At 71.4% G+C, this 20,027-nt stretch carries 20 protein-coding genes and 1 pseudogene; 16 read left to right on the forward strand and 5 right to left on the reverse strand.

The window, feature by feature from the left end; all coding sequences use genetic code 11:
- Positions 1 to 58: 58 nt before the first annotated feature.
- The 3 genes from LO772_RS32225 to LO772_RS32235 are packed head-to-tail and all read left to right on the forward strand — an operon-like array spanning position 59 to position 3,884.
- Entirely contained in the window at positions 59 to 886 is an 828-nt protein-coding gene (locus LO772_RS32225) for an alpha/beta fold hydrolase (protein ID WP_231775563.1), read from the forward strand.
- Complete coding sequence (locus tag LO772_RS32230; protein ID WP_231775564.1) at positions 883 to 1,776, forward strand: NAD(P)-dependent oxidoreductase; 894 nt, start codon at positions 883 to 885, stop codon at positions 1,774 to 1,776. The genes LO772_RS32225 and LO772_RS32230 overlap by 4 nt, the downstream gene beginning before the upstream one ends.
- Positions 1,777 to 1,823: 47 nt before the next feature.
- Positions 1,824 to 3,884 (forward strand): alpha-amylase family protein, encoded by a 2,061-nt coding sequence (locus tag LO772_RS32235; RefSeq protein WP_231775565.1) that lies wholly within the window; start codon positions 1,824 to 1,826, stop codon positions 3,882 to 3,884.
- A gap of 13 nt (positions 3,885 to 3,897) precedes the next feature.
- Here LO772_RS32235 and LO772_RS32240 read toward each other — a convergent pair whose 3' ends face one another.
- A complete protein-coding gene (locus LO772_RS32240) occupies positions 3,898 to 4,815 on the reverse strand; it encodes a LysR family transcriptional regulator (RefSeq protein WP_231775566.1) in 918 nt (305 codons plus the stop codon).
- Between the two features lie 321 nt (positions 4,816 to 5,136).
- Between LO772_RS32240 and LO772_RS32245 the strand changes: the two genes are divergently transcribed.
- Positions 5,137 to 6,249: a glycerate kinase gene (locus LO772_RS32245; protein ID WP_231775567.1), complete on the forward strand. Its 1,113-nt coding sequence runs from the start codon at positions 5,137 to 5,139 to the stop codon at positions 6,247 to 6,249.
- A 280-nt stretch (positions 6,250 to 6,529) separates the two neighbouring features.
- Positions 6,530 to 6,688 carry a Clp protease N-terminal domain-containing protein gene (locus LO772_RS32250; RefSeq protein WP_231775568.1) on the forward strand — a complete coding sequence of 53 codons (159 nt, stop codon included), beginning with the start codon at positions 6,530 to 6,532 and terminating at the stop codon, positions 6,686 to 6,688.
- Between the two features lie 32 nt (positions 6,689 to 6,720).
- Here LO772_RS32250 and LO772_RS32255 read toward each other — a convergent pair whose 3' ends face one another.
- The gene (locus tag LO772_RS32255) at positions 6,721 to 7,155 is read right to left on the reverse strand and encodes a VOC family protein (protein ID WP_231775569.1); all 435 of its coding nucleotides are present in this window, start codon (positions 7,153 to 7,155) and stop codon (positions 6,721 to 6,723) included.
- A 483-nt stretch (positions 7,156 to 7,638) separates the two neighbouring features.
- Here LO772_RS32255 and LO772_RS32260 point away from each other — a divergent pair, with 483 nt between their 5' ends.
- Positions 7,639 to 8,391 carry an IclR family transcriptional regulator gene (locus LO772_RS32260; protein ID WP_231775570.1) on the forward strand — a complete coding sequence of 251 codons (753 nt, stop codon included), beginning with the start codon at positions 7,639 to 7,641 and terminating at the stop codon, positions 8,389 to 8,391.
- 105 nt (positions 8,392 to 8,496) lie between these two features.
- Here the strand turns inward: LO772_RS32260 and LO772_RS32265 are convergent, their stop codons facing one another.
- The 3 genes from LO772_RS32265 to LO772_RS32275 form a co-directional block, all read right to left on the reverse strand.
- The gene (locus LO772_RS32265; RefSeq protein ID WP_231775571.1) at positions 8,497 to 9,714 is read right to left on the reverse strand and encodes a PASTA domain-containing protein; all 1,218 of its coding nucleotides are present in this window, start codon (positions 9,712 to 9,714) and stop codon (positions 8,497 to 8,499) included.
- A 271-nt stretch (positions 9,715 to 9,985) separates the two neighbouring features.
- Complete coding sequence (locus tag LO772_RS32270; RefSeq protein ID WP_231775572.1) at positions 9,986 to 10,294, reverse strand: hypothetical protein; 309 nt, start codon at positions 10,292 to 10,294, stop codon at positions 9,986 to 9,988.
- A gap of 714 nt (positions 10,295 to 11,008) precedes the next feature.
- A complete protein-coding gene (locus tag LO772_RS32275) occupies positions 11,009 to 11,644 on the reverse strand; it encodes a DUF4118 domain-containing protein (protein WP_331717292.1) in 636 nt (211 codons plus the stop codon).
- A gap of 931 nt (positions 11,645 to 12,575) precedes the next feature.
- On the opposite strand from LO772_RS32275, the gene LO772_RS32280 reads away from it, so the two are divergent.
- From LO772_RS32280 to LO772_RS32325, 10 genes and pseudogenes are all read left to right on the forward strand, one after another.
- Positions 12,576 to 13,214 carry a TetR/AcrR family transcriptional regulator gene (locus LO772_RS32280; RefSeq protein WP_231775573.1) on the forward strand — a complete coding sequence of 213 codons (639 nt, stop codon included), beginning with the start codon at positions 12,576 to 12,578 and terminating at the stop codon, positions 13,212 to 13,214.
- 329 nt (positions 13,215 to 13,543) lie between these two features.
- Complete coding sequence (locus LO772_RS32285) at positions 13,544 to 13,912, forward strand: AMP-binding enzyme (protein WP_231775574.1); 369 nt, start codon at positions 13,544 to 13,546, stop codon at positions 13,910 to 13,912.
- Complete coding sequence (locus tag LO772_RS32290; protein ID WP_231775575.1) at positions 13,903 to 14,097, forward strand: hypothetical protein; 195 nt, start codon at positions 13,903 to 13,905, stop codon at positions 14,095 to 14,097. Before LO772_RS32285 ends, LO772_RS32290 begins: the two co-directional genes overlap by 10 nt.
- A complete protein-coding gene (locus LO772_RS32295; RefSeq protein WP_231775576.1) occupies positions 14,094 to 14,585 on the forward strand; it encodes a nuclear transport factor 2 family protein in 492 nt (163 codons plus the stop codon). Before LO772_RS32290 ends, LO772_RS32295 begins: the two co-directional genes overlap by 4 nt.
- Positions 14,586 to 14,783: 198 nt before the next feature.
- A pseudogene (locus LO772_RS32300) lies at positions 14,784 to 14,936 on the forward strand (acetyl-CoA C-acyltransferase); the annotation flags it as partial.
- A gap of 126 nt (positions 14,937 to 15,062) precedes the next feature.
- Positions 15,063 to 15,806, forward strand: a complete 744-nt coding sequence (gene fabG, locus LO772_RS32305; RefSeq protein WP_231775578.1) for a 3-oxoacyl-ACP reductase FabG — start codon at positions 15,063 to 15,065, stop codon at positions 15,804 to 15,806.
- A 137-nt stretch (positions 15,807 to 15,943) separates the two neighbouring features.
- The gene (locus LO772_RS32310) at positions 15,944 to 17,152 is read left to right on the forward strand and encodes an acetyl-CoA C-acetyltransferase (protein WP_231775579.1); all 1,209 of its coding nucleotides are present in this window, start codon (positions 15,944 to 15,946) and stop codon (positions 17,150 to 17,152) included.
- A 253-nt stretch (positions 17,153 to 17,405) separates the two neighbouring features.
- A complete protein-coding gene (locus LO772_RS32315; protein ID WP_231775580.1) occupies positions 17,406 to 18,683 on the forward strand; it encodes a CaiB/BaiF CoA transferase family protein in 1,278 nt (425 codons plus the stop codon).
- A gap of 59 nt (positions 18,684 to 18,742) precedes the next feature.
- Positions 18,743 to 18,907 carry a hypothetical protein gene (locus tag LO772_RS32320; protein WP_231775581.1) on the forward strand — a complete coding sequence of 55 codons (165 nt, stop codon included), beginning with the start codon at positions 18,743 to 18,745 and terminating at the stop codon, positions 18,905 to 18,907.
- A gap of 188 nt (positions 18,908 to 19,095) precedes the next feature.
- Positions 19,096 to 20,013 (forward strand): SDR family NAD(P)-dependent oxidoreductase, encoded by a 918-nt coding sequence (locus tag LO772_RS32325; protein ID WP_231775582.1) that lies wholly within the window; start codon positions 19,096 to 19,098, stop codon positions 20,011 to 20,013.
- Positions 20,014 to 20,027: the final 14 nt, after the last annotated feature.

The following is a 20,027-nucleotide window of genomic DNA, read 5'->3' on the forward strand; positions in this document are numbered from 1 at the left end:
TTCGTCCCGAGTGCCCGCCCGCCGGAATCGGATGTCCGATCGATGGTCAGGAAGTTTCGTGTCATCAAATGAAACAGCCGCCAAGGGCCCGGTGGTCACCCCTGGCATCGTGATCGACCGTGCGACCGGATCCCCCGGTGCCTCCGGCACGATCGTGCTGCTCAATTCCCTGGGCACCACCACGGCGATGTGGGACGGCGTCGTTCCGTCGCTCACCGACTCGTTCGATGTGGTCCGCTACGACCAGCGGGGTCACGGGACCGCCACCGAGCACGCGGCGACCGCGGGGCTCGACGACCTCGTCGACGACCTGCTCGGCGTCCTCGACAGGACCGGCGTCGAGCGCGCCTACCTCGTCGGCATCTCCATCGGCGGCATGCTCGCGCTCCGCACGGCGAGCCGGGCCCCCGACCGCGTCGCGTCCCTGGCCGTCATGTGCTGTGCCGGGGTCCTGGAGCGCCAGAGCTGGATCGAGCGCGCGGAAACGGTCCGACGGCACGGCATGGACGCGATCGCACCGGCCGTCCTGGACCGCTGGTTCGCCCCGGAGTTCCGGACTCGGAACCCCGAGGTCGTCCGCGCCCACGCCGCGATGCTGCGGTCGACGGACCCGGAAGGCTACGCGGTCGGCTGCGACGTCCTCGCCGAGGCGGACGTGCGCGGCGACCTGCCGCGGATCCACGCCCGCACGCTGGTCGTGGGCGGCGCCGAGGACCCGGCGACGCCACCCGCCGAACAGCGCCTCATCGCCCGGTCGTTGAGCCACGCCCGCCTGGAGATCCTTCCGTCGGTCGCGCACCTCGCACCGGCCGCGGTGCCCGGCGTGGTGGCCGGGCTCGTGGCGGCCAACGCCCTGAACCGATCCGACGACGAGCCCCCGGCGTGACCTCGACCAACTGGGAGACACACATGGACATCGGATTCATCGGCATGGGCGTGATGGGACGTCCGATGGCCGCCAACCTCGTCGCGGCGGGGCACCGGCTGACCGTCCACCGGGACACCCCCGCCGCCCGCGAGGTGCTGGGCACGTCGGTGCGCTACGCGGCATCCCCGGCGGAGGCGTCCCGCGACAGCGACGTGGTCGTCCTCATGCTCCCGGACACGCCCGACGTCGAAGCGGTCATGCGCGACGCGGACGGGGTCCTCGGTGCGGTGCGACCGGGCACCCTGGTCATCGACATGAGCTCGATCTCCCCGGCCGCGGAACGGCAACTCGCGGAGGAGGCCGGGCGATTCGGCGCCACCTACCTCGACGCCCCGGTGTCCGGCGGGGAGATCGGAGCACGCGACGGCACGCTGTCGATCATGGTCGGCGGCGATCCGGACGCCGTCGACCGGGCCAGGCCGATCCTCGAGGTCCTCGGCTCGCGGACAGCCCACATCGGCGCCGTGGGAGCCGGCCAGACGGCGAAGATCGCGAACCAAATCGTCGTCGGCATGACCATCGAGGCCGTCGCCGAGGCAATGCGGCTCGTCGAGGCCGCCGGTGTGGATCCCGACGCCGTGCACAGCGCGCTGATGGGCGGATTCGCGTCCTCGCGCGTCCTGGAGGTGCACGGGCCGCGCATGATCAAGCGCGAGTTCGAACCGGGCTTCCGCATCAGGCTGCACCGCAAGGATCTGGGGCTCGCCACGGAAGCGGCCTCCCGGCTCGGCGTGTCCCTGCCGGGGGCGAGCCTGGTGCACGGGCTCATGAACGCGGCGGTGGACGCGGGGCTCGGCGACAGCGACCACTCGGCACTGCGGCTTGTTCCCGGCGACCTGGCGAGTTGAGCCGGTTCTACGCCGCGGCCCCCTGACAGAAAGAGACAGAGCTTCCCATGCCCACGCGAACCACCTCCCGCCCGCCGCGCAGCAGGTGGCGGGAGCCGTTCACGGTTTTCCAGACCAACCTCCAGGAGATCGACGCGACGATGGACGTCGAGGCGGCCCTCGACGTCATCGAGAGCCACGGAGCGGACACCTGGCTGCTCAACGCCGGTGGGATCGTGGCGTTCCATCCGACCGACCTCGCGTACCAGACACGGAACCCCTTCCTCGCCGACCGGCCGTCCGGCGATTTGGTGGGGGATGCCGTGACCGCGGCCCAAAGAAGAGGGGTGCGCGTGATCGCGCGCCTCGACCTGTCCAAAGTCGACGCCCGAGTCGCCGCCGCGCACCCCGAGTGGCTGTTCACCTCCGCGACCGGCGAACCGCAGGTCTACAACGCGCTTTTCAGCACCTGCCCCTCCGGGGGGTACTACCAGGAGTGCGCGCTGCAAATCCTGGACGAAATCCTCGACCGCTATCCCGTGGACGGGTTCTTCTTCAACTGGTTCAACTTCAACGAGCGCGATTACAGCGAAGTCGTCCACGGCGTGTGCCAATGTCGTTCGTGCGTCGAGCGGTTCGCGGAATTCAGCGGCGGCCGTGACCTGCCCGACAGTGTCGACTCCCCGGCTTTGCCGCTGTGGCTGCGTTACAAAGAGGCCACGTTGGCCGGACTCGCGCGCGAATACACCGACCACACGGCGCCGCGCGATCGGGATCTCGCGCTCATCCTGCCCCGCGGCGGCGGCATCGCGTACCACGAGGGCAACAACGCCTTTCGGCACATGCCGGGCAAGGAGTTGTGGCCCCATGCGGTGGCGGAGGCCGTGAGTGCCCATGTGGCGTCTCGGCCGACCTCCCCGTTGGTCCTCAACGCGGCGGCGCATATCGACGCGACCTACCGCATGGGCGCCGAACAGCCCGAACACGTCGCGCAATACCTGCTCCAGGCGATCGCGCGCGGCGGGAACCCGTCGACGTACGTGCTCGGCGCGCCGGGACGGCTCCCGATGGAGAGCGTGTCGACGGCGCGGAGCGTGACGCGGTTCCATCGCGAACATCGTGATCTGTACGCGCACTTGCGACCGGCGGCGACGATCGGACTCGTGCGGCCGGGCATGGGGCGGGGCGGCCACGCGACCTACCTGGAGACGCTGGAGGAGTTCCGCGGGATATACGCGGCACTCCAGCAAAAGCACCTCCCGTTCGACGTGTTGCCGCTCGGCGACCTGGCCGCCATTGCGGGCGCGGGGGCCTTGGAGCGCTACCGGCTCGTCGTGCTGCCCGATGTCGCGGCCATCGGTTGGGAAGTCGCCCGAAAACTCGACGAGTTCGTCGCGCGCGGCGGCAACCTGCTGAGCACCGGCGACAGCGGGATCACCGCGGACGGCGGCGCCGAGACGGCGTCCTGCCCGGCGCGCCGCCGCATCGGCAACGCGCTGGCCGGCAAGGAGGTCTGGGCCACGTACGCCACGCTGGACGCCCAACCCCACACCGACGAGGGGCGGTTCGCGGGCTCGGTCGTCCCCGTGTTCGGAACGAACGCCCGCTACGTCTGGAAGCCGGGCAGCACCAAGACCGGGGCCATCATCACGCAAGCCCCGTGGGGGCCACCGGAGTTGGCCTACGGCCACACGCCGGGCGGCGACCCGGCCGTCGCTTCGACCAGGTATGGGTCGGGCCTGTCCGCGATGATCCCCTGGACCGTCGGGCGCACCTATCACGAGTTCGCGAAGACCGAGGTACGGGACCATCTCCTGAAGGTAGTCGAACCGCTCGCAGGCGTCCGGGTGACCGCGGAACTCCCCGAGCAGGTCGAACTGGTCCTCGGCCGCGACCACGAGGGGTACGTGGTGCACCTCCTCAACCAGACCGGCGCGCGGCGACGCTCGTTCGGGCCCCACGTCCCCATCGCCCACGGCCGCCTCGTGCTCCGCGACGCGACGGAGAGCACACGGGCTGACGCCCTGGTCGCCGCTCGCGAACTCGCCACCCGGAGACGCGGGGAAGCACTCGTCGTCGACCTGCCCGTCCTCGACCTCTTCGAAGTGGTCCGCATTCGCCCGGCGTGACGTGCACGGGCGGTCAGACGTTCGGATGCCACCCGCCCTGCGCCACGACCGACTTGATCCCGCGGGTCAGCAGTCGGCCGACCATCTGCACGGCGGGCGAGGCGTTGCGGCCCCTCGGTGTGCCCAGGATGACGGTGCGCTCCAGGTCCGGCTGACAGACGGGCGCGGCATGGACCACACCGGCGGCGAGGTCGTCGGCGATCGCCACTCCGGGAAGGATGGTCCAGCCGTGCCCCGCGAGGACGAACTGCTTCAGCATGCGCACGGAGTTCGCCTCGGCGGCGATGGTCAACGCGGCCCCCGCGTCGTCGGCCGTCATGTCGATCAGCGTGCGCAGCGCGTGGTCCCGCGGCGGCAGCACGAGGGGCCGTTCGACCGCCGCCGCGAAGGGCACGGGCTCGTCGGGGCGCAGATCGTCGCTCCTCGGGGCCACCACCCACAGACGGTCGCTCACCAGGGGAGCGGCGCTCAGCAACGTGGCCCTGTGCGGCCCGCCCAAGAGGCTCACGTCCAAGTCCCCTTCGTCCAGCCCGCGTTGGAGCTGCCGGGAATGTCCGGTGATGACGCGCAGATTGATGTGGGGCTGCTCGCGGGCCACCAACGACAGGAACGGTCGGCCCAGCGCGTCGCCGGTGCTCTCCAGGAGACCCACGGTCACCGTCCCGGTCAGCACGCCGGTCGGCTGCAACCGGACGCGGGCCCGCTTGAGTTCGTCCAGGGCGCGGCGGGCATGGTCCACCATGATCGTTCCGGCTTCGGTCGGCCGCATTCCCTGCTGGGTACGTTCGAACAGCGGGATGCCGAGTTCCTTTTCCAGGCTGATGATCCGCTGGGTGACGGCGGGTTGCACCAGGTCCAGAAGCTCCGCGGCCCGCGTGACACTGCCGGCCTCGGCCACGGTGATCAGCGCCGTGAGCTGCTTGAAGTCCACCGCGTCTCCGCCTTTCCCGGTTGGCGTCCGCCGAGATCCCATCGCGGCCGGCAGGGCAATGATGCACCGGTTCCCGCGCGGAGCACGCCGCCCCGAGGCGGGTCCCGGAAACCCGGCACGCTCGCGGTCCGGTTGTCCGGTGCCGCACCGTATCCCATCGCACCGAGGCGGCCCGGGCCGGATTCAGGCTCCCGGCATCACGCCGATTGATGTCCCGCATGAATCGATGTTGTGGGTCGTTTCTCATTGATTCGCCTGTTCGGTTTTCCCTACGCTTCGCCGAAACCAAGGGCGTCGCTTCAGCAAGGGGACCTGTCTGCCATGCGCGTGCTGTTCGCTCCCGACGCGTTCAAAGGGACGGTCGACGCCGCCGCCGCGGCCGAGGCGCTGGCCGCCGGATGGCTGGAGGTCCGTCCCCACGACGACGTGATCATCCTGCCGATGGCCGACGGCGGCGAGGGCACCCTCGACGCGGTGGCGCGAGCGGTCCCCGGTGCCGTGCGGGTCCTGGTGACCGGCGTCCCCGGGCCGAACGGCTCTCCGGTCGACGGATCGTGGCTCGACCTGCCCGACGGCACCGCGGTCGTCGAACTCGCCTCGGTGTGCGGACTGCCGCTGCTCGGCAGCCCCGACCCCTTGGGCGCCCACACCGCGGGTCTCGGCGCGGTGATCGCCGACGCGCTCCGTACGGGAGCGACGGCACTGGTCGTGGCGGTCGGCGGATCCGCCTCGACCGACGGGGGCACCGGCGCGCTGAGCACCCTCGGAGCCCGTTTCCTCGACGACGCGGGAGAGGTGCTTCCCCCGGGAGGAGGGCCGTTGTCCCGGCTGGCCTCCGCCGACCTCACGACCCTCGCGGCCACGCCGCCCGGCGGCATCCAGGTCCTCACCGACGTCCGGAACCCCTTGCTCGGCCCGCGGGGCGCCGCTCACACATTCGGCCCGCAGAAGGGAGCGACACCCGAGGACATCGCGACCCTCGAAGCCGGCCTGCGCCGCCTGGCCTCCGTCCTCGGCGGCGATCCGACGCGGCCCGGCGCGGGCGCGGCCGGCGGCACGGCGTATGGCCTCGCCGCCGCGTGCGGCGCGACCCTGACGTCCGGTGCCGTCCGCATCGCCGAACTGGTGGGCCTGTACGACGCGATCGCCGGGGCGGACCTCGTGGTCACCGGCGAAGGACGCTTCGACGCAACCTCGTTGAACGGAAAAGTCGTCGCCGCCGTCCTCCACGCGGTGACACAAGCGTCGGGCCCACCTCTCGCCATCGCCGCCGGATCCGTGGCCGCACCACTTCCCCGCGGCGTTATCGCCGCGGCAGACCTGACCCGCCTCGCCGGATCCTCCGCCGCGGCCCAGGCCGACGCCCCGCACTGGCTGCGCCGCAGCGGCGCCGCTCTGGCCACCCGCCTCGACCGCGGCTCCGTCCCCACGTGAGACGCAACCGGCGACCAGCCCCCGACGCGAGTGCCGCAGCGGCGCCCCTTGCTCCACACGACGAACATGACCGCCGGCGTGGTTCGGTCGCCGTGCGCCATCACCTGCCGATCGTGCCGACACGTGGCGGTAAACCGCGCGTGCCGCTCTCGATGTCCTCGACCGGTCCGCGTCGGCCGCGGTCGGCATCGATGTCCAGGGCATCGAGCGGCTGCCGGTTTCCGCCTCACGCAAGCGCACCCCGTTCACCACCGGCGCCCGTGCCGTCCTCCCACGCGCCTTGGCCGAGACGAGGAGGGTCGGCGGCCGACGCATCACACCGGAGCATCTTCTGCTGGCCCTGCTCGACTGCGAGCAGCCGGATCCCGCGGCGGAACTCATGGCGGAGCCGGGCATCGACCGCGCCGCCGTCCGAGAAAGCATTCGGACGGGGGTCTGAGCCGCGGAGAGGGATTCCGCACCGGGTCGACGTCAAGCCGAGGCGGCGGCAACGCAGAACTCGTTTCCCTCCGGGTCGGCCATCACCATATGGTGCCCCTCAAACTCCGCCAAGACGGCGCCACCCGCCGCGACCAGCCGCTCGGACTCGGCCTTGATGCGCGCCCACTTCTCACCGGGGCCGCCGTGTCCCGGCACCCGGACGTCGATATGAAGTCGGTTCTTCGCGGTCTTCGGCTCGGAGACCCTGACAATGCTGAGCCGAGGGCCGACGCCGTCAGGATCGCAAAGCCACGCGCCGTCGTCCGCGGAATCGTCGTCCGGAAGGTCGAACTGTGCGAGCCATTCCTCGCGGGTCCTGAAGGGAGCGGGCGGTGGCTCGTCCACGTATCCCAGGGCCGACTTCCAGAACTCGGCGAGAAGCCGCGCGTCCGCGCAATCGAGAGTCAAATCAATTCTGGCTGCCATAGCGGGACCGTATCGCGCACCTCTGATAATCGTCGCGGCAGAATCAGCGGAGACACGGCCACCGGTACGCCGCGCCCGGTCGGATACGCCCGACTCCTCGAGGTCCGCCGTCAACCCAGAGGAGGTCGGCCCGAGCACTTGACGTTGCCGGGGGATTGGAAAGCGAACTCTGTGGACCGGGGGGTGTGTTTGGCCCCCGCGGGGACCGTTTCGCGAATATTGCGTTTCGTGGCTGACGCGGAGGCGCTTGAGGCTGGCCCGTCCGGGTGCTTCGCGGCGGGCTCCTCGCCGACGGTCGGGTTCAGAGGACGGGCTCGGCTAGCTTCGGGACGTGGATCGTGTCGTGTCGTTGCGGCAGTTGTTGATCTCGTCGCCGTGTGAGACCCGTTCCGGCCCCCATCCCTGACGGTGGCGGCGTTCTCGTACCACTGAGTGACCCATCGGACTGAACACACCCCGCCCACACGGTGGATAGTGGCCCTCATGGACGACCACACCGTGGCTGGACGCGTCTTCGCGATCCTCGACACCGTCGCCTCCCGCGCAACCCCGGTCGGCTTGGCAGAGCTGACCCGGGACACCGGCATCCCCAAACCGACCGTACGGCGCATCGCCGCCGACCTCGTACGGCGCCGCCTGCTCGAACGCATCGGTGACCGGTACCGCCTCGGGAGCCACACGCTCGACCTGGGCATGCGTGCGGCGGCCCAGCGAGGGCTCGTGCGTGCCGCGGCCCCGCACCTGCAAGAACTGCTGGTCCGCACCGGCGAGATCGCGTGGGTCAGCACGTGCACGGACGACGCCGTGACCCAGTTGAGTGTCGTGTACGGCGCCAACCGCGTCCTCGACGCCGCGCCCGGCTCGTGGCCGATCATCCTGAACAGCCCTGTCTTCCCCGCCACCGCCGTCGGTCGCTTGGTCCTTGCCGAACGCCCCGAACTGGTCGAGGAGTTGCGAACGCGTCCACTGCGGCCCATGACCCGGTACACCCCCACCTCGTGGCCGCAGCTCATGGCGATTCTCGGCCACGTGCGCGACACGGGTGTGGCTCAGGAGGCGGAGCACGGAGCGTTGGGCTACTACTGCATTGCCACGGCGATCCGCGCACCCGACGGCTCAGCGGCGGGCTTCGTCGGTGTCACCGGCCGCACGAGCGGCCAGCCCTTCGCCCGGATCGCCCGGCCACTACAAGCGGCCGCAGCCGAGATCAGCCACGTGCTTGCCGCGACATTCTGAGCGCCCCCTTCGTGTGGCCCGCTCAGTGGTTCGCCGGTGGCCCACGGAGCGTGGCGCGGACGTGGCGGGGAACGCCCACGAGGCGCGTGGCCGTTCCGTCGGCCCTCACCTGGGACGGGACGGGGCGGCGCACACGGTGATGGTCACCTGGGAGCCGTAGGGTTGTGACTTACCGGCCGGCGGGTCGCTGCTGATCACCTGCCCCAGTGGGGTGTTCTCGTCGAAGGTGTAGGTGCCGACCACGGTGAACCCGGCCTTCTTCAGTCTCCCACTCGCGTCCTTCTCCGCTTCGCCGACGACGTCGGGGACCTCCGCGCGCCCGTCGGACAACCGCACGAACACCTGGCTGCCCGGGGCGACTTTGGTGCCGCCCGTGGGCACCGTGCTCAGCACGGTCAGTGAGGCAGGGCCGGTGTTCGCCACGAATTCGCCGTCCGCGGTCAGGCCAAGCTCCTTCAGGACGCTCTCGGCTTCGTCCGAGGTCTTGCCGGTCAGGTCGGGCAGGGTGACCCACTGTGCGGGCGTGACCTTCCCTCCCACCTTGGACTTGTCCGGTGACGAGGGTGGCGCCGCCGAAGGCTCGTCCCGGCTCGGCTTGTCGCTTGGCGGGACGGGCTTGCCCGGGGACTCGCCGGTGACCAGGCTTGTGGTGTCGGTCGGCTGCGCCGGTGCGATCACCTGTGCGTCGGATGCTCTGGTGGGGACGCTGTCTTCATCCTTGCCGCCGACCAGCGCGACCACGGCGACCACCACGAGGGCCAGCATCGCACCGACGACGGACATCAGGAGCCAACGACGTCCCCCCGCGGTCGTGGCGGGCGGGTCCGTGTCGATGCGCAGCCGCCCCGGGACGTCCACGGCAAACGCCGCGCACGCCGACGCCGAGGCGTTCGCCCGCGAGACAACCCGGAGCGCGACGCCGTACCGCACGAACGACGCGTCGTCGGCCTCCTGCACGAGGTCCGCGCCCGGAACACCGAATCGCGACGCGACGTCGAGGGCGAGCCCCACACGGTCGGGCCGTGGCGTGTAGCGGATCTCGATGGTCCGGACGCTGCCGGGTGCGAGCCGTGCGGCGAGTGCCGCCTCGTTGATCTCGATTTCCCCATCGACCTGTTCGATCGGCTCGACACGGTACGAATCGGCGACGTTGCCGGCGTTGCGGACGGTCAGGCGTACCGTCGCGGTACGCCCCGGCCGCCCCCGCTGCCGGTCGGGCTCACACCAGGCCTGCACCACGCCGTGCGTTCCGGCGCGCAGATCCGTGCCGCAGCGCGGTCCGGGGCAGTAGACCCCAAGACGTTCCGCGCCATCGGTACGCACACCGCACAGGCGGCAGTAGAGCGCCACGTTGCGACCCCGCTTGGCTCAGGCGGACAAGGCCGCGTCCGATCAATGCCGCAACCAGCGTGCGCCGCACCTGTCGTGGGGTCCACACCCGCGTTCCACTCAGCGACCCGCCGCCACGAAAACCTCGGACGCGCGGCCCCGCAGTGCGCGGTGGCGGCCCGACATCAGGGTCTCCGGTTGTCGCGTGGACAGGCGGACACGGCGTCCGCGGGCCGAGAAGTGGGAAGAACGTGCCGCGACCCCGTCAAGGTCGTCGCACGTTGCGGGCTTGGGGTACGCGGACCGGTCGGCGCTCGTCGAGGCGCGCCAAGCGTTCCATCGCCTCGCGGTATGTACTGGCAGGCATCGATCCGCTGCCGAGCGCGGCGGTGTAGGTCCGCTCCGACTCCTCCAACGCCCGAACCGCCCCATCGGCGTTGAACGCCTTCCACACGAACCCGCGTGGTCGGTGCCGGGAGAAGCGCCTCGGCAGGAGACGGCGCCGGGTGTGCGCTGGCAATGCCGCGTACAGCGCGGTTATGGCGACCAGGACCACGACACCGATGCCGATCACTGTGCCACCTCCTCGGCGTCATACCTCCATGAAACCGCGGTGGTGCGGAATCGGACAGTGCCGAATGCCCCTTCGGGGCGGCCCAATGCCGCGGCGGTGCGGTGCCGCGTCCGACGTCGACGCGTTTCGCCGTGGACGTTTGGTGGTCGGCGGGCGCATGCTGGAGGTGACGATTTCGCCGGTTCGGCGGCTCGGGGGAGGCGGCGCGATGACGCGCGTCAGCATCCGTAAGTGCCTGTGACAGTTTCCGTCTCGTTCGGTCGGACGGCGCGCTGCGGCGGCGCGAGGGTTGTCGACCGTGTGCTGCTGTCGAACGCGGGTGCTCGTGAGGCTGGGTGTGTGGGTGGGCCGAGACGTGGCGCCGACCAGGACGGAGTCCTCGGTCGGCGGTGACAGGGCGGGCACCTGATCCAACGCCTGGTGGTGCGGGGCTGTCGCGAGCATCGTGAGGGCGTTGTGCGGCCGGGGTCCCGTGCCGTCGCGAACGGGGTGCCGGATTCTCGTCCGGTAGGGCCGTCGGGCGAGGCCGGTACGGGACGTACGAGCCCTGACGTCGGGGCATCGGCGACCGCGGATTCGGGTGTGGGCGTGGTCGTCACCCCACCGAGGCGGGGGTGCCCGCGAGGTCGTACGCGGCGCCCGCCTGGTCCGCGAGGTTCACCGCGACGAGGCGCGCCTGCAGCGGTGCCACAGCGCTTCCCCGCGTGGGTTGCATCATGAAGCGGCCGTGGAAGCGCCCGTTGTGGAATACGCGCAACTCGATCTCCTCGCCCGGCCAGCCGAGGGTGTCCACGTCCCAGGTCCTGCGGCCCACGACCACGCTGCCGTCGCGTTCCAGACGCGGTGGCGGCCGAGGAGCGAGCCGTACTCGAAGCGGCAGCCGCGCAGATGGAGGACGTCGACGAGTTCGTCGCGGACGTGGGCGGTGACCGCGTCCGGGGAGGTCGCGGATCCGGTGACGCGACTGGTGTCCCGGATCCGCGCCAGGTAGTCGGCGTTGGTGATCGCGATGACCCTCAACGTGCGGGCCCGGGCGGCGAGTTGCGACACCGCGAGGCCCACGGCGAGCAACAGCAGCGCCGTGGCGACGTCGGTGGACTTGTCGATGGTGAAGTGCTCGTACGGCCGGGTGAAGAAGAAGTCGAAGCACCCTGCGGCGACCAGCGCGGCCAGCGCGCCCGCGACGCGGCTGCCGAGCGCCGCGACCGCGACGACGGCGACCACCAGCACAAGCGCCACATGGGTGTTCGACATGTCAGTCCGGAACGGGATCAGCACGGCACCGACCGCGAGCGGCACCAGCAAGGCGGCGGCGAGCGCGATCCGCGCCCGCGAGATATAACGGGACATGACACACCTCCACCCTTTCTGTGTACCCCTCCGAACCAACCGCCCGCCCGGCAACCGCCGCATCCTGACACTTTCCTGACGGACCCGCGTCCGTCGCGAGGCGCGTTCGGCAGGGTCGGTGTCGACGCGGTCGGGGCGCCGCATCCGAGCAGCGACTGGGGTGAAGCGGGACGGTCTACGTCGAGGTCGGCGGGTGGTGGGGGTGGGTCAGGGGGACAGGCGGGCTGATTTCTGGGGGCCCTTGTCCAGGTGACGACCGCGATGTTCGCGCTGTGAGGTCAGGGGAGCCGTCGAATCGCCGCGGTTGAGCGTGGGTGTGGGGCTTTCCGGTGGGGCACCGTGGGAGGCGACGGGTGCGAGTCCTGGCCTCGCGTTTTTTGCCGGGCTCTCGTTGGGTACGGCGTGCCCTTGAGGGTCAAGCGGCTTCGATGTGCGGTTGAGTTCGCCGGGTCCGCTCGACTGGGCCGTCCAGGTCTTCTGAGCGGCGGCGACGAGAGCCTTCTTGGCGTCCAGGGTTCGCGCGGCGGCCAGTTGCTCCCACACGTGCCGGGATTGTTCGCCGCTCCTGGATCGTCCGGTGTCCGCGCCCGGGGCGAGCGACCGCGTACGCCGGGGATCGCGCGAACCGCGGAAACCGTGACCGTGTCCTTCGGCTCGTACAACGGGACGACGCGCGACCAACTGTCGCGCGTGGCGGCGACCATGCGGAACGGTCGAGATCCAGCTCAACGTCATCGCGCAGCGCATCCTCGGACCGCCGCGATGGCACCGGTGCGAGGGCGGGGTGACGGGGTGATCACGTCGAAACGGAAACCGGCTCCTACAATGCGCCTGACGCGGTGGGCGCGGCCCGCCGGGCGGCCCGCGGCGGCCTCCGCGCCCGTCGGGCCGGTCGCCCGCGACGAACCCTTCCCACGGACTGGGAGTGAGCGTGACCGAGCAGAAGCCCGTCGAGGGCACCGCCGCCCCGGCGCCGATGCCCGCGTACCAGCGCGAGCGCCGCAAGCGCATCGTGGCGGCGGCACGGGCGGCGCTCGACGAGCAGGAGTACGAGCAGATCCAGATGCGCGACGTGGCCGCCCGGGCGGACGTCGCGCTGGGCACGCTGTACCGCTACTTCGGGTCGAAGGAACACCTGTACGCCGCCGTGATGCTGGACTGGATCGGCCCGCTGCACACCGACCAGCGCGCCCGGAGCACCATCGCCCGCTCCGCCGTCGAACGCCTCCGCCACCGTGTCCACGCGAGCATCGCCGCGTTCGAACAGCATCCGCAGTACTTCAAGGTGCTGATGCTGCTGACCCACACCGCGGACGAGCGCGCCCGCGAGCTCTACGTCGAGTTCAGCGGCATCAGCATGCGGTCGCTGTCCCGCGAACTGGAGGTGCTCGGCCGCCGGCAGGCGGACGACGTGACCATGATGATCTGGTCGACCTTCACCACCATGCTGACCGCGTCCATCTACCACGGCCGCAGCCTGCGCGACCTCTACCGCGTCTGCGACGGCCTCATCGACCTGGTCGAACCCAAGCTCAGGGAAGCCGAGGCCGCCGCGGCGCGGCCGGTCTGAGCCGAGTCGGAACACCGGCTCCCTCCGGCTCGCGGATTCCGGAGGACGCCCTCGCACTGCTGCTGTTCACCAGCGGCACCACAGGCCGGGGCCAAGGGCGCGGTGCTCGCCCACCGCAACGTCGTCCACGCGGCTCGGGCGGCGGTTTTCGGTGGAGCCGTGGAGAGCGCGCGGTCGGGCGCTCCCGCCGCCAAGCGGCCCACCGTGCGTCGCTCGACTCCCAAGGCCGGTACCGCACCGGCGACTTCGGCCGTATCGCGGACGGACGGCTCCACCTCGAATCGCGCCGCCGCGACCTGATCGTCCGGGCCGGCGAGAACATCTGTCCCGTGGAGATCGAGAACCGCCTCGTCGAGCACCCGGAGATCGCCGACGCGGCCGTCATCGCGGCATCGCACGCTGTCCTGGGGCAGGAGGTCAAGGCCTGCGTCGTGCTCCACCCCGGCGCACACCTGGACGCGGACGCCATCCGCACCTGGACCGCCGCGGCACTGGCCGCGTTCAAGGTCCCGGCCCCTGTGGTCTTCCTCGGCGAACTCCCGTACTCCGTCACCGGGAAGGTCCTCAAACGCGACCTCGAACGCGACCACGGCGGCCCCGAGAACCGACCGCCCACTCGGCCCGGACACGACGCGGACGCCCATCCCCGGGCGACGTGCGTCATCCGTCCGGGGCGACGCCGCCGACGGTGTCGGTGATCGTCTCGGCCGCCCGGGTGACGCGCCGCGCGATGTGGGACCGCACGCTCGTCGGCGCGCCCGAGCTGGCCGCGCTCGGGGTGAGCGAAGTCTCGGTGCCCGTCGCGGCGTTCGTACGCGACCCCGATACCGCCCCCGGATGGGTCGCCGACCTCGGCCGGCGCTGGGAGCGGCTGTGGACATGACCGCGTCCGCACGTTCCGCGGGGCCCGCCGCCGACCGGCTGGCCCTGCGCGACCTCGCCGAGAGCTACGCCGCCGCGGTCGGCGCCCGCGACGCCGGTCTGCTGGTCTCGCTGTTCACCGAGGACGCCGTGGTGCGCGTGCATCGCGGCGACCGCCGTGACCCGACGGCCGTCTTCGACGGTGCCTCGGCCCTGCCCGGACTCACCCGGGCCCTCGCCGCGCGGTACGCCGCCACCTTTCACATCGTCGGCAACCACCGCGCCCGCGTCACCGGCGACACCGCCCGCGCCGAGGCCTCCGGCACGGCCCACCACCTGCACCGCGGCCCGGACGGAACGCCGTACGACCTCCAGATGCTCGTCCGTTACGAGGACACCTGCACACGGGGAACCGACGGCCACTGGCGATTCCGCCGACGCGTTGTCACCTCCCTGTGGCACTCCCTGCTCCCGGCCGTCGGAAGCCTCCTGGACCGCGCGGACGGCTGACACCGGCCGGGCCGACCGCGCCGACGACCGGGCGGGCGCAGCCGGACACACGCACCACGGAACGAAAGCAACACCCGTGGGAACACTGGACGGACGAACCGCCATTGTCACCGGCTCCGGCCAGGGCATCGGCCGCGGCATCGCCCTGGCCCCGGCCGCCGAAAGGGCCGCCGTCACCATCGCCGACTCAACGGCGGCGGGTGCGGCCTCGGCCACCCGATCGCCGCCACCGGAGCCCGGATGATCGTCACCATGCTCGGCGCGACGCGGCGCAGGGACGCGTCGCTGGGCTGTGTCTCCATGTGCGCGGGCGGCGGCATGGGATCCGCGCTGGTGCCGGAACGTCTGTGACCGCCCACGGACTTCGTGGGCCGCACCGAGCAACATCCCGCCGGGAGACATTTGTTCACGCGAGGCGGGCATGACCACGGCCCGAACACCTTGACGACAACGACCAACACGGAACAAGGAGGCTTCGTGGGACTGCTGGACGGACGTGCCGCGGTGGTGACGGGTGCGGCGCGGGGCATAGGCCTGGAGATCGCCAGGGTGCTCGCGGCGGAGGGGGCACGCGTCGTGCTCGGCGACCTCAACGCCGAGGCCCTTCACAAGGCCGCCGACGACCTGACCGCCTCCGGGGCGGACGTGCGCCGGGCGTCCTGCGACGTCACCGACGCCGACCGGGTCGACGCGCTGGTGCGTACCTGCAAGGACGAGTTCGGCGCCGTGGACATCATGGTCAACAACGCCGGCATCACCCGCGACGCGACGCTGCGCCGCATGACCGAGCGGGACTTCGACACGGTCGTCGACGTCCACCTCAAGGGCACCTGGCTCGGCCTGCGTGCCGCGTCGCTGGTCATGCGCGAGCAGGGGAGCGGCGCGATCGTGAACATCTCGTCGCTGAGCGGCAAGGTCGGCAACCCCGGGCAGACGAACTACAGCGCGGCCAAGGCCGGCATCGTCGGCATGACCAAGGCCGCCGCCAAGGAACTCGGGCACCTGGGCATCCGTGTCAACGCGGTGCAGCCCGGTCTCATCCGCACCCCCATGACCGAGGCCATGCGCGCGGACATCTGGGCCGCGAAGGAACGCGAAGTCCCCCTCCAGCGGGCCGGGACCGCCGCCGAAGTGGCGAACGGCGTGCTGTTCCTCGCCTCGGATCTCGCGAGCTACGTGACGGGCGCGGTGCTGGAGGTCTCGGGCGGCCGGGGCATGTGAACGAGGCGGGCGGGCGCCGGGCCGCGCGTTCCGTGCGACCCGGCAACCAGTGCGTTTTGACATTCCGTCAGATCTGAAAATTGTATACATTAATGACAGGAGAGGGGCAGCCCATGATGGCGACGCCGAGGCCGGCCATGCGAGACGTCGTGATCTGCGAGCCCGTGCGCACCGCGGTCGGCGGCTACGGAGGGGTGTTCCGCGACGTACCGGTCACGCACCTCGCGGCGACCGCCATCCGAGGGCTCGTCGACCGCACCGGCATCGCGCCCGACCTGGTCGACGACGTCATCCTCGGCCAGTGCTACCCCAACGGGGAAGCCCCCGGCCTCGGCCGCGTCGCGGCGCTCGACGCGGGGCTGCCCGTCGAGGTCGGCGGCTACCAGCTCGACCGCCGGTGCGGCTCCGGCCTCCAGGCCGTGGTCAACGCGGTGCTGCAAGTCGCCTCCGGAGGAAGCGACTTCGTGATCGCCGGCGGCGCCGAGTCCATGAGCCAGGCGGAGTTCTACACCACGGGAGTCCGGTGGGGCGTCCGCGGCGGCGAGACCGCGCTGCACGACCGCCTCGCGCGTGGTCGCGTGACCGCCGGCGGGCGCGACCACCCGGTGCCCGGGGGCATGCTGGAGACCGCCGAGAACCTGCGGCGCGAGTACGCCATCGGCCGCGAGGAGCAGGACGAACTGGCCCTGCGCTCCCACGAACGGGCCGTCGCCGCGCAGCGTGACGGCCGCTTCGCCGAGGAGATCGTGCCGGTCACCGTCAGCGGGCGCAAGGGCGACACCGTCGTCGACGCGGACGAGCACCCCCGCGCCGACACATCGCTCGTCAAGCTCGCCTCGCTGCGCGCGGTCCGCTCCCGGGACGATGCCGAGTCGACGGTGACCGCGGGCAACGCCAGCGGGCAGAACGACGGCGCCTCGGTGTGCCTCGTCACCACCGCCAAGCAGGCCGAGCGCCACGGGCTTCGCCCCCTCGTCCGCCTGGTGTCGTGGGCCGTCGCGGGTGTGCCGCCGCGCACCATGGGCATCGGGCCCGTCCCGGCGACGGCCGCCGCGCTCGCGCGCGCGGACCTGACCCTGGCGGACATGGACCTGATCGAACTCAACGAGGCGTTCGCCGCCCAGGTGCTCGCGTGCACGCGCGAGTGGAAGTTCACCGACGCCGAATGGGACCGCACCAACGTCAACGGCTCGGGCATCTCCCTGGGCCACCCCGTCGGCGCCACCGGCTGCCGCATCCTCACCACCCTCGCCCGCGAAATGCACCGCCGGGGCGCCCGGTACGGCCTGGAGACCCTGTGCATCGGCGGCGGGCAGGGGCTGTCGGTCGTCTTCGAGCTGGTGTGACCGCGTGGCACGCGACAAGGGAGAAGCGCCGATGCGGCTGACGGCGGAGTCCGTCGTCCACGGCGGACAGACCGAGGAGCGGCCCCCGCCCTCGTGATCGGAGGGTGATGGTGCCGGCGTGTCCGCCGGCGCCACGCCGCTCGTCGCCGGTGGAGGCGTACGCCGCCGCGGAGCCGGACTCTGTGGCTGTGAATTGTATTCAATATACTTTCTGCATGGATCTGCGGTTCGGAGAACGGGCGGGAGTGGCGTGGTGACATCCGAGAGTGGCGCGGGCGGCGGGTTGGAGCGCTTCGGGAAACCGCTGGACGGGATTCGGGTGTTGGCCGTCGAGCAGATGCAGGCGCTGCCGTACGCGACGCTGATGCTCGCGCGGCTGGGCGCCGAGGTGATCAAGGTCGAGCCGCCGGGGATCGGGGACTCGGGCCGCGGGTCGCTGCCGGCGATGAGGGATCCCGATGGGCGCGGGGTCGGTGTCACGTTCCTGCGCAACAACCTGGGCAAGCGCAGCATCACCGTCGACGTGAAGACCCCCGAGGGCCTGGCGGTCGTGCGCGGGCTGGCCGAGAAGGCGGACATCGTCTGCGAGAACTTCCGCACCGGCGTCGCCGGGCGCCTGGGGCTGGGATACGAGGACATCGCCGCGATCAACCCGCGCGCGGTCTACCTGTCGGTGTCGGGGTTCGGCAACACCGAGACGCCGTACGCCGGTTGGCCCGCGTACGCGCCGATCGCCGAAGGCATGGCCGGGCTCTACGAGTTCAAGCGCGTGCCGGGCGTCCCGCCGACCGTGTCGCCGATGGGCGCGCTCGGCGACACCGGGTCGGCGCTGTTCGCGGTCATCGGGGTGCTCGCGGCCCTGCGGCACCGCGACCTGACCGGCGAGGGCCAGTACGTCGACATCTCCATGTACGACGCGATGGTCGCCCTCAACGACACCGGCATCAGCTACTGGTCGATGGGCCTCAAGGACGGGGGACTGGCCCCGCTGATCAACCACGCGTTCGCGGCCCGCGACGGCTATGTGATCGTGCAGTGCGGGCGCCCGCACATGTTCCGGCGCCTCGCCGAGTTGGTCGGCCGTCCCGAGTGGCCGGATGATCCGCGCCTGGCCGGGCCGCAGGACTGGTTCGACCGCGTCGACGACGTGATCCGCCCCGGTATCGAGGCGTGGGCGGCCGACAAGTCGCGCGCGGAGGCGTGCGCCGCGCTGGGCGCGGCGGGGGTGGCGTCCGGACCGGTGTACAACGCGGGGGATGTCATCGACGACGAACACGTCCGCAACCGCAACATGGTCGTGGCGATGCCGCGCACCGACGGGGTGCCCGAGCCGGTGATGATGCCGGGCAACCCGGTCAGGCTCTCCAAGGTGGCCGAGGCCGCGGCGGGGCGTGTGCCGTGGCTGGGCGAGCACACCGAGGAGATCCTGCGCGACGAACTCGGCCTGTCGACAGGGGAGATCGCCGCTCTGCGGGCGGCCGGCGTCCTGGGCGCGGCGCCCGGCGCGGACGACGGCTCGCCGGGTGCCTGACCGGGCCACCGACCCGGCACCCGGCTGACAAGACCTGACAACTGGTCTACGCGAAGGCGGTGACCAACACCAACGGCGGCCTCATCGGCGAGGGTTGCATCCACGGCCTGAACCTGACCCTGGAGGCCGTCCGCCGGCTCCGCGGCCACGCGGCCAACCAGATTGACGCGGCGCGCACAGGGCTGGTCACCTCGAGCCGGACCGTGGTGGTCCTGACCCGATGAACGGCGTGACGGCCGCTCCCGCACGGGCGAGGGTGACGGCGTACGGTCCGCGGCGTGTGACGAAGTGTCGCCATGGCCTTCCTCCGCACGTCTCTTCGGCGCCCTCGGTCCGCCCGGGCGCCGTACATGGGCCAGATGTTGTATATATTATTTTCAATATCTGGTCGATCGTGACGTGCGGAGGGCTCGTGGAGCGGCGACTGCTGGACGGCAAAATCGCGATTGTCACCGGTGCGGCACACGGCATCGGACGAGGGCACGCCCTGGAACTCGCCAAGCACGGCGCGACCGTCGTGGTCGCCGACTTTGGCGGCGACGTCCGGGGCGAGGGCCGCAGCGGCGACGCCGACGCGGTGGTCGAGCTGATCACGAAGCGGGGCGGCAAGGCGGTCGCCGACCACGCGGACATCGCGGACGAGGAACAGGCCGCCACGCTGGTCGAGCGCGCCGTACGCGACTTCGGCCGACTCGACATCGTCGTCAACAACGCCGGGATAGCCCGTGACAAGGTCATCTGGAACATGACGGCCGCCGACTTCGACGCCGTCATGCGCGTCCACGTCCGCGGCACCTGGCTCATGACCCACCTCGCCGCGATCCAGTGGCGCAACCGCGCCAAGGCGGGGGAGCGGTTCACCGGCCGCGTCATCAACACGACCTCGGGCGCCGGGCTGAGCGGCAACTTCGGCCAGTCCAACTACGCGACCGCGAAAGCCGCGATCGTCGGCCTGACCCTGACCACCAGCCTCGAACTCGCCCGATTCGGCGTCACGGTCAACGCCGTCGGTCCCGGCGGCATGACCCGGCTGACGGCCACGATGAGCGCGGACATGAAGGCGTTCGAGCCCGACGACCTCGCCGAGGACGAGTACCACCCGATGGACCCGGCGGGCAGCTCCCCGCTCGTCGCCTGGCTCGCCTCCGACGAGGCGCAGCACGTCAGCGGGCAGGTGCTGCGCGCCATCCACGACAAGATCCACCTCATGCGGGGGTGGCACGAGGCCGCGACGATCGACAACCGCGAGAAGCGGTGGACGACGGACGACCTGGGGCACCGGATCGCGACGGGCCTCTACGGGACGCGCGCGCCGGGCCTGGGCGGCTGACCGGACGGCGGAGG

Origin of the sequence: Yinghuangia sp. ASG 101 (assembly GCF_021165735.1) — a bacterium.
Taxonomy (GTDB): Bacteria; Actinomycetota; Actinomycetes; order Streptomycetales; family Streptomycetaceae; genus Yinghuangia.